This window comes from Sphingomonas sp. RS6, assembly GCF_054489705.1.
Genome location: NZ_JBTMWM010000003.1, coordinates 407,383 through 414,781 on the forward strand (window position 1 = coordinate 407,383; position 7,399 = coordinate 414,781).

General features: G+C 66.6%; 7 protein-coding genes and 1 tRNA gene. 2 read left to right on the plus strand and 6 right to left on the minus strand.

Annotation, left to right across the window (positions count from 1 at the left end):
* The first annotated feature begins 6 nt into the window (after window positions 1–6).
* The gene (locus ACX40Y_RS09095) at window positions 7–1,599 is read left to right on the plus strand and encodes a pectate lyase (protein WP_459119226.1); all 1,593 of its coding nucleotides are present in this window, start codon (window positions 7–9) and stop codon (window positions 1,597–1,599) included.
* Between the two features lie 74 nt (window positions 1,600–1,673).
* Here ACX40Y_RS09095 and ACX40Y_RS09100 read toward each other — a convergent pair.
* Window positions 1,674–1,750: transfer RNA gene (locus ACX40Y_RS09100), tRNA-Arg, on the minus strand.
* A gap of 82 nt (window positions 1,751–1,832) precedes the next feature.
* On the opposite strand from ACX40Y_RS09100, the gene ACX40Y_RS09105 reads away from it, so the two are divergent.
* Window positions 1,833–2,330 (plus strand): hypothetical protein, encoded by a 498-nt coding sequence (locus ACX40Y_RS09105; protein WP_459119227.1) that lies wholly within the window; start codon window positions 1,833–1,835, stop codon window positions 2,328–2,330.
* 17 nt (window positions 2,331–2,347) lie between these two features.
* Here the strand turns inward: ACX40Y_RS09105 and ACX40Y_RS09110 are convergent, their stop codons facing one another.
* The 5 genes from ACX40Y_RS09110 to ACX40Y_RS09130 all read right to left on the minus strand — a co-directional run.
* Window positions 2,348–4,555, minus strand: coding sequence for a spermidine synthase (locus ACX40Y_RS09110; RefSeq protein ID WP_459119254.1), 2,208 nt, complete (start codon window positions 4,553–4,555; stop codon window positions 2,348–2,350).
* A gap of 17 nt (window positions 4,556–4,572) precedes the next feature.
* Window positions 4,573–5,097: a GNAT family N-acetyltransferase gene (locus tag ACX40Y_RS09115; protein ID WP_459119228.1), complete on the minus strand. Its 525-nt coding sequence runs from the start codon at window positions 5,095–5,097 to the stop codon at window positions 4,573–4,575.
* Window positions 5,094–5,618, minus strand: coding sequence for a GNAT family N-acetyltransferase (locus ACX40Y_RS09120; RefSeq protein WP_459119229.1), 525 nt, complete (start codon window positions 5,616–5,618; stop codon window positions 5,094–5,096). Before ACX40Y_RS09120 ends, ACX40Y_RS09115 begins: the two co-directional genes overlap by 4 nt.
* Window positions 5,615–6,601: a porphobilinogen synthase gene (gene hemB / locus ACX40Y_RS09125; RefSeq protein ID WP_459119230.1), complete on the minus strand. Its 987-nt coding sequence runs from the start codon at window positions 6,599–6,601 to the stop codon at window positions 5,615–5,617. The genes ACX40Y_RS09120 and hemB overlap by 4 nt, the downstream gene beginning before the upstream one ends.
* A partial coding sequence (locus tag ACX40Y_RS09130; RefSeq protein ID WP_459119231.1) for a histone deacetylase family protein occupies window positions 6,598–7,399 on the minus strand: 802 nt, incomplete at its 5' end. The genes ACX40Y_RS09130 and hemB, both read right to left, overlap by 4 nt.

The window sequence follows — 7,399 nt, forward strand, 5'->3', positions numbered from 1 at the left end:
AGAGGAATGCGAACGGGCTTTCGCCATATTGCGGCCAGTGCCGCCGTCTTGATCACCGCCGTCACCATGCCGGCACAACCGGCCGTCGCGCAGGATCGCCAGCAGATCGAAAGCACGATGAAGCGGGCGACGACCTTCATGGTCGAAAAAGTGTCGACCAATGGCGGCTATGTCTGGGCCTATCTGCCCGATCTGTCGCGCCGCTGGGGCGAGATGGAAGCCTATCCGACGATGATCTGGATACAGCCGCCCGGCACCGCAACGATGGGCCATCTGTTCCTCGACGCCTATCATGCGACCAACGATGATTATTACTACCGCGCCGCCGAAAAGGCCGCCGACGCGCTGATCGCGGTTCAGCAGGACAATGGCGGCTGGCACTATTTCGCCGATTTCGCCGGCGAGCCCTCCATCCGCAAATGGTATGACACGATCGGCAAGAACGCCTGGCGGCTGGAGGAGTTTCAGCATTACTGGGGCAACGCCACCTTCGACGATGCCGGCACGTCCGAATCGATGCAGTTCCTGCTGCGCCTGTATGTGGAGCGGCACGACCCGCGCTATCTGCCGCCGCTGAAAAAGGCGCTGCAGTTCGTGCTGGAGAGCCAATACCCGATCGGCGGCTGGCCACAGCGCTATCCGCTGCGCAACGAATTCAGCCATCATGGCAACCCGGATTACACCAGCTTCATCACGTTCAACGACGATGTGGCCGGGGAGAATATCGACTTCCTGCTGATGTATTATCAGGCGCTGGGGGGCGACGCGAAGGTGTATGACGCGATCATCCGGGCGATGAACGTGTTTATCGTCACGCAGCAGGCAGCGCCGCAGGCCGGATGGGGCCTTCAATATACGCTGGACCTGAAGCCGGTCGGTGCCCGCACCTATGAGCCGACCGCGCTGGTGACACACACCACCGCCACCAATGTCCGCCAGTTGATGCGATTCTATCGCCTCACCGGCGACAAGAAATTCCTCGCGCGGGTGCCTGAGGCGCTGGACTGGCTCGAATCGGTCAAGCTGCCGGCGGGCGAAGTGAAGAACGGCCGCGCCTATCCGACCTTTATCGAGATCGGGACCAATCGGCCGCTCTACGTCCACCGCCGGGGATCGAACGTCGTCAACGGCCGCTATTATGTCGATTACGATCCGGCCAACCCGATCATCCATTACGGATCGACCCGCGCGATCGATGTGCCGGCAATGCGGCGCGAATATGCGGCGCTGATCGCATCGGACCCGGCCGAGGTAACAAAGGATTCGCCGCTGCTGCACGCCACGGGCGGGCTGCCGCGATATTTCCTGATCGACGAGGAATCGACGTCGGACCTCAACACCAATGCCGAGGGCACCACCGCGGCAACGCTCGTCCGGACGCTCAACCGGCAGGGGTGGTGGCCGACCGAACTGCGCGCCACCAGCAATCCCTATGCCGGCGATGGCAGCCCGACCCCGGCAGAGGGCGATTTCAGCCAGACGCGCGTCGGCGATCGCACCGACACGTCGCCTTATTACACCGACCACCCGGTAATCGGCATTTCGACCGGCATCTATATCGAGAACATGAAGACGTTGATCGGGGCGCTTGGTCGCTGACCGGCGGGCGCGCTGCGGCGCGCCACCCCTGAAAAACAAAACCCCCGCCGAGCAAGCTCTGGCGGGGGAATGTCTGGCGCGCCCGGAACGATTCGAACGTCCGACCCTCAGATTCGTAGTCTGATGCTCTATCCAGCTGAGCTACGGGCGCGCTGTGGAGGGAGCCTTTAGAGGCGGGTTTCGAACAGCGCAACCCCGTTGCGTGAACTTTTCCACAGGCATATGCGATTGCCATGCGGACATTCCCCCTTTTGATCGCGAGCACCGCCCTTCTGGCCGGCTGCGCGCAAGACAGCACGCGTTACCCGTCGCTCCTGCCCCGGCCCGCCGAAACCGGCAGCTTCGACGAGCCGGTGCGAACGCCTGCCGTCGAGGCGCCCGATCCGGCGTTCGAGGCGCAGGTCGCGGATGCGGTCGCCGCGCTGGATGCGGCCCATGCCAAGTGGCAGGCCGCGGCCGTCGAGGCGGAAGCAAAGGTTCGCGCGGCGCGGGGTCAGGCGCCCGGCACTGCAGCCTGGCTCGACGCCCAGACCGCGCTAAGCACGCTCGACACGCTCCGCGGTTCGGCATCGACGGTGCTCGCCGATCTGGATCGCATCGCGATCGAGCACCGAATCGCCGGCCATCAGGCATCGCCCGCACTCGAAGCGGCCGTCGCGCACGGCCAGGCGATCGTCGCCGACCAGGATCGCCGCTCGGCATCGCTCGAATCGAGTCTGGCCGGCAGCTGACCGGCGCACGCGCAGGGTCAGTTCGCAGCCTCGTCACGTCGCAGCACCCTCAGCACCGGCACGAGCGAGGCATAATCGTCGGTCCAGCCGGCAAAGCCGGGGACCGGCCGCAGCTTGACCCACTCGCTACGGCGGCTCTGCAGTGCCTCTAGCGGCCCTTCGTCCCGCGACAACGCGATCCAGTCGGACACGGTCCCCTCGTTCAGCCTGTCGAACGCGCTGGGGACATGCACCAGCCGCAACGCATGCCATCCGCCCCGCTCCGCCGCCGCTGCGACGACGGGGGCGAGCGACAGGAAGCGGTTGGAGATATGCACCAGCAACAGCCCGTCGCGCGCAAGCACACGGCCATAGGTCGCGAAGGCCTCCACCGTCATCAGGTGCATCGGCACCGAATCGGAGGAGAAGGCATCGAGCGCGAGCAGATCCAGGCTGTTCGCCGGAAGGTTCGCCAGACCGAGCCGCGCGTCACCGATCGCGATCCGCGCATCAGGCGCGCATTGCCGCAGGAACGAGAAGGCGCCCGAGTCCCGGGCGATTCGCACCACCTCCGGATCGATCTCGAAGAACAGCCAGTGCTGGCCCGGCTGTGCATAACAGGCGAGCGTACCGGTCCCCAGCCCGACGACGCCGATCCGGGCGGCGGGGCCATAGAGTGTCGGCGCCAGGCGCATCGCCTCTCCCACGCCAGAGCCCGGCAGATAATAGGTGGTGGGCAGCCGCGAGCGATCGCCCTTGAGCTGGATGCCGTGGAGCGTCGTGCCGTGCGCCAGCCGCCGGGCATCGTCGCCATCGGTCACGGTATAGACGCCGAAATAGCTGCGGGTCCGCGCGCCGCTCAGCGATGTCTGGATCGCATCATGGACGCCGAACAGATAGAGCCCGGCGGCAAGCGCAAGGAGATAGGGTACGCGGTTTCCCACCGCGACCAAGCCCAGCAACGCCACCAGCACGAAACCGAGCGGGGCATGCATCGACCCCAGAATCCGCTCGCTGAGCCCCGCACCGACGATCAGCGCGAGCAGGACGGCGTACCCGCAGGTGACGAGACGACGGTGCTGGCCGCGCCACGGCGGCGCCAGTGTGGGGTGCAGCGGCGCCTGCGCGATCAGCGCGCCGGCGGCAAGGATCAGGATCGGATATTCATAGGTCCAGTCGAACACCACAGGCGCGATCAGCCCGGCGAAAACGCCGCCCAGCGCGCCGCCCACCGCCATCGCAAGGTAAAAGCCGGTGAGCCGATCGGGCGCCGGCCGCAGGGCATAGAGGCGCGCATGACAGGCGACCGCGACGAGGAACAACAGGCCGAGCCCGATCAGCGCGTTGGAATAGGCGAGCGCATGGTGCCCCGCGATCAGCGTGGCGCCGAACAGCAGCAGGATCACCGGCCCGAATCGCGAGATCGCCTGGTCCAGCGCGGGCGAGTCGCGGAACGCCACCGTGAAGCTGAGCAGATAAAGCCCCAAGGGCGGCACCCAAAGCAGCGGCACCGCGACGATGTCGGTGGTCAGAAATGTGGTGGTCGCCAGCATCAAGCCCGACGGCACGAGCGCGAGGACCACCCAGGCGAGACGGCGGCGCGTGTCCGGCGGTGGGCTCGTCTCGCGAATTGCCGCAGCAGCCCCCTCGCCGCGTGGCAGCCACCACGCACAGGCGGAGACCAGCGCGATCACCAGCGCATAGCCCGCGCTCCACAACCAGCTCTGGCTATGCAGCGTCATCAACGGCTCGACCGCCAGCGGATAGGCGATCAGCCCCCCGAAGCTGCCGATGTTCGACGCAGCATAGAGCGCATAGGGATCGCGACCGTTGCTCGCGAGATTGTACCAGCGTTGCAGCAGCGGCGCCTGCGCCGAAATTGCGAAGAAGAGCGGCCCGATCGACGCGACCAGCAGCCACGGCACCCACAGTGCCGGTTCCGCATTGCCCGGCATCTGCATCGAGGCGAGGCCGATCGGCAGCCACAGCGCTGCCGCCAGCAGCAGCGCACCGTGAATTGCCGCCTGCCCGCGCGGCCTGAACCGTCGCAGCCAATGCGCATAGCCATAGCCCGCCAGCAGCAACGCCTGATAGACCAGCATCGCCGAGTTCCAGACGGCCGGCGCCCCGCCCAGGCGCGGCAACGCCATTCGCGCGACCATCGGCTGGATCAGGAACAGCAAGAACGAGCCGCTCAGAATCGCCGCCGCGAACAGTGCGCGCTGCGCCGCGCCGCCGGCGCGCATTTCGCGGGGTGACTGGGTCACGGCCGTGCGATGCGATAGGTGCGGTGGCGCCGCAGCGCGGGGATCGCGGCAGGGTGATCGAAATCGGCGTCTGGCACGCGGCGCATCGCCAGCCGCTCCATCAACCGCCAGCTTCGTTGATTTTCCTCGACGGTGATCGCCGCGATCATCGGCGTGGACAGCATCCGCCATCCCCATGCCAGGCTCGCCTGCGCGGCTTCGCGGGCATAGCCTTGCCCCCAGAACGGCACGTCAAGCCGCCAGCCGATTTCGATCTCGCCTTCGATCGGCGTTGCCGGTGCCCCCGGCTTCAACCCGCAGAAGCCAAGAAAGCGGCCGTCATCACGCCGCTCGATCGCCCAGAAGCAATGGCCGTGGCTGGCAAGAAGGGCGATCTGACGATCAATGCTAGCGTCGCTCTCCTGGCGCGGCTGCAAAGGCCCGATAAAGGCCATCACCGCAGGGTCGTTGCACATCGCGTGAAAGGGCTCGCGGTCGGCGTCGGTCCAGCCGCGCAGCAACAGTCGTTGGGTTTCGATCATGGTCGCTCGATGGCGAACGCGACGCTCGGGCGCAACCGGTGGCCCGGCGGATGCGCCGGATGCTCGAAATCGGTGAACCAAGCCATGCCCAGCCGCGCCATCAACGCCAGGCTGGCCGCATTGCTTGCCGCCGTGATCGCCACCACGCGGGGCTCATCGCGGTGGCGCCATGCCCAGGCGAGCGTCGCCGACGCCGCTTCGAATGCATAGCCCCGCCCCCAATGGTCGCGGGCGAACATCCAGCCGATCTCGAGTTCGTCGGCGATCGGGGTCTGCGGGGCCCCCGGTTTGAGTCCGCAAAAGCCGAGCACGGCACCGTCATCGCGCCGCTCGACGACGTTGAAGCCGAGGCCGTGGCTGGGACCGTAGCCGCGATGCCGGGCGATCGTTGCGCGGCTATGCGCCGTGCTCTTCACCGGGCCGAGATCGCGCATCACCGCCGGATCGCTCCACATCGCGTGGAGCCGCTCGAAATCCTGCAGCGTCGGCGGCCGCAGCAGCAGCCTTGCGGTTTCGATCACCCGCCGAGCAGCCTCGCCGCCAGCGGTGCGTGATAGGTGAGCACGCCCGAGCAGCCGGCGCGCTTGAATGCCATCAGCGTCTCGAGCACCAGCGCCTCACGGTCACCCGCACCCGCGGCGGCCGCCGCTTCGATCATCGCGTATTCGCCGGATACCTGATAGGCGAACACCGGCACTTCAAACGCCGATTTCACGCGGGTCACGATGTCGAGATAGGGCAGCCCGGGCTTGACCATCACGCTGTCGGCGCCCTCCGCCAAGTCAAGCGCGACTTCGCGCAACGCCTCCTCGGCATTGGCGGGGTCCATCTGATAGGTCTTCTTGTCGCCCTTGAGCAGCCCGCGACTGCCGACGGCGTCGCGGAACGGACCGTAAAAGGCGCTCGCATATTTGGCCGCATAGGCCATGATCTGCACATTGACGTGCCCAGCGTCTTCCAGCACGCTGCGGATCTGACCCACCCGGCCGTCCATCATATCGCTCGGCGCGACGATGTCGGCGCCCGCTTCGGCCTGAACCAGCGCCTGCTCGGTCAGCACCGCAGCCGTGCGGTCGTTGAGCACATAGCCATTATCGTCGACGATGCCGTCATGCCCGTGGCTGGTATAGGGATCGAGCGCGACATCGGTCAGCACGCCCAGTTCCGGCACCGCATCCTTGATCGCGCGGATCGCCCGGCACATCAGGTTGTCGCGGTTGAGCGCTTCTCGCCCTTCCTCGGTGCGAAGCGCGATCGGCGTGTTGGGAAAAAGCGCCAGGCACGGGATGCCGAGATCGCGAGCCTCACGGGCGCGATCGACGATCCCGGCAAGGCTCCACCGCGATACACCCGGCAATGATGTGATCGGCGTTTCGCCTTCTTCCTCGGTCACGAAGACGGGCCAGATCAGATCGGCTGGAGTCAGCACCGTTTCGGCATGGAGCCGGCGACTCCAGGCAGCGGCGCGCGTGCGACGGAGGCGAAGCGCGGGATAGTGGCTCATGCAGCGTCAGATGCGCCCTGGCTGCCACGGTTGCAAGCGCCGAGCGTGAGGATCGACGTGGCGTGCCGCTGCGCGACCTCCATCGCGTCGTTGCCATAGCCGCCGCCCAACGTGCTCGCGAAGGCAATGCCCCGTTCGCGAAAGGTCGACGCAATCCAGTGGTCCCGCGCGACGAGCCCCGCGGCCGTCAGCGCCAGTCGTCCCAGGCGGTCGCCACCGAACGGATCAACCCCCGCCTGATAGAGGATCAGATCGGGCGCATAATGATCTAGCAGCGGCAACAGCGTCTCGCGCAACGCCGCCAGATAGGCTTCGTCCCCGGTGCCGTCGGGTAAAGCCACATCGACCGTCGAGCGCGCCTTTCGCGCCGGAAAATTCTTCTCTGCGTGGATCGAATAGGTGGCGATGTCGGATCGCCCCGCCGTCAGTGCCGCCGTGCCATCGCCCTGGTGAACGTCGCAATCGACGATCAGCACGCGCGACGCGTGGCCTTCCTCCACCAGCCGGACGGCCGCGACGGCGAGGTCGTTGAACACGCAATAACCAGCACCTGTATCTGCCAGCGCGTGGTGACTGCCGCCGGCCGTGTTGGCCGCAAAACCGTGTCGCATCGCCAGCAGCGCTGCCATGAAGGTACCGCCCGGCACCATCACGGCGCGGCGGGCGACCTCGGGCGTCACCGGAAAGCCGATCCGCCGGGTCTTGTGCGGCGGCACCCGGCTTTCGCGAACCTCGGCGACATAGTCCGGATCATGGACCGACTCGAGCCAATGTGCCGGCATCGCCACGGGCTCATGC